Genomic DNA, 1,360 nt, shown 5'->3' on the forward strand with positions numbered 1-1,360 from the left:
CCACGGCCCAGCCGTTCCTCCGGGACGAAGGCGAGGCCGAGCGATCGGCGGGCCCGCGGACCCAGTTGCCCGGCGGCGGTGCCTTCGATCACCACCGCCTCCGCATCGGCCAGCAGCGCCTCGCCGCTCAAGGCCGCCATCAGCTCCGCCTGACCGTTGCCGGCGACACCGGCGATGCCGAGGATCTCGCCCGCCCGCACCTCGAAGTTGACGTCCTTCAGGTTGGTGGCGAAGGGGTTGTCGGATGTGGTGGAGAGGTGACGCACCGTCAGGCGGGCCGCACCGGCGACACCCTGCGGCGGCCGCTCCGGGATCGACAGCTCCGCCCCCATCATCATCTCGGCAAGGCTGCGCGCGGTCTCCTGCCGCGGATCGGTGGCTCCCACCACCTTGCCGGCGCGCAGGACGGTGGCGCGGCTGCACAGCGCCCGGATTTCCTCCAGCTTGTGCGAGATATAGAGGATCGTGCAGCCCTCCGCCGCCAGAACGCGCAGCGTCTCGAACAGCTTGGCCGCCTCCTGCGGCGTCAGGACCGAGGTCGGCTCGTCCATGATCAGCAGTTTCGGATCCTGCAGCAGGCAGCGCACGATCTCCACCCGCTGCCGCTCGCCCACCGACAGGTGGAAGACGTGTCGGCCGGGGTCCAGCGCCAGCCCATAGCGTTCCGACACCTCGCGGATGCGGTCCGCGAGCCGGTCCATCGGCCCGGCATTGTCGAGGCCGAGCGCGATGTTCTCCGTCACCGTCAGCGTGTCGAACAGCGAGAAATGCTGGAACACCATGCCGATGCCGAGTCTGCGGGCACCGGCCGGGTCGGGCACGACCGTCTCCGCCCCCTGCCACAGCATGCTTCCGGAATCGGGGTGCAGCACCCCGTAGATCATCTTGACCAGGGTTGACTTGCCGGCCCCGTTCTCCCCCAACAGCGCATGGATCTCGCCCGGTTGCAGGATCAGGTCGACATGGTCGTTGGCCAGGCAGCCGGGGAATCGCTTGGTGATGCCGCGCAGCTCCAGGCGGGGCGGCGGAGCGACCGGGGAAGAGGTCTCGGCGTGCGAGGGCAAGGAGGAGCAATCCGGTAAAAGGAAAAACCTGTATGGCATTGCCAAAGCCATGCCACCGCTACCGACAGAGTAATCCGGCGGCACCACCGGCCGTCAACAACCGATCCTCTGCCCAAGGACGATGCATCTGCCGCTTTGGTCATCATGCCACAGTCGGCCACCGCAACCCAGCATTCCGCAACGCGGCAAAGCCTTGCCAGCCGGACCGTTCGGTCAACACTTCAAGGGATCGGATGATGTGGAGGCGAGGATGTCGGCGGGTTACGCCATGCTGGACCCGCGGAACGTGGTGGCGG

At 67.7% G+C, this 1,360-nt stretch carries 1 protein-coding gene; it reads right to left on the reverse strand.

The features are described 5' to 3' along the window. Positions 1-1,103 (reverse strand): ABC transporter ATP-binding protein (locus tag I71_RS07600; RefSeq protein ID WP_375731178.1); only part of this gene is annotated, 1,103 nt, incomplete at its 3' end. Positions 1,104-1,360: the final 257 nt, after the last annotated feature.

Origin of the sequence: Azospirillum sp. B506 (assembly GCF_000333595.1) — a bacterium.
GTDB lineage: Bacteria > Pseudomonadota > Alphaproteobacteria > Azospirillales > Azospirillaceae > Azospirillum.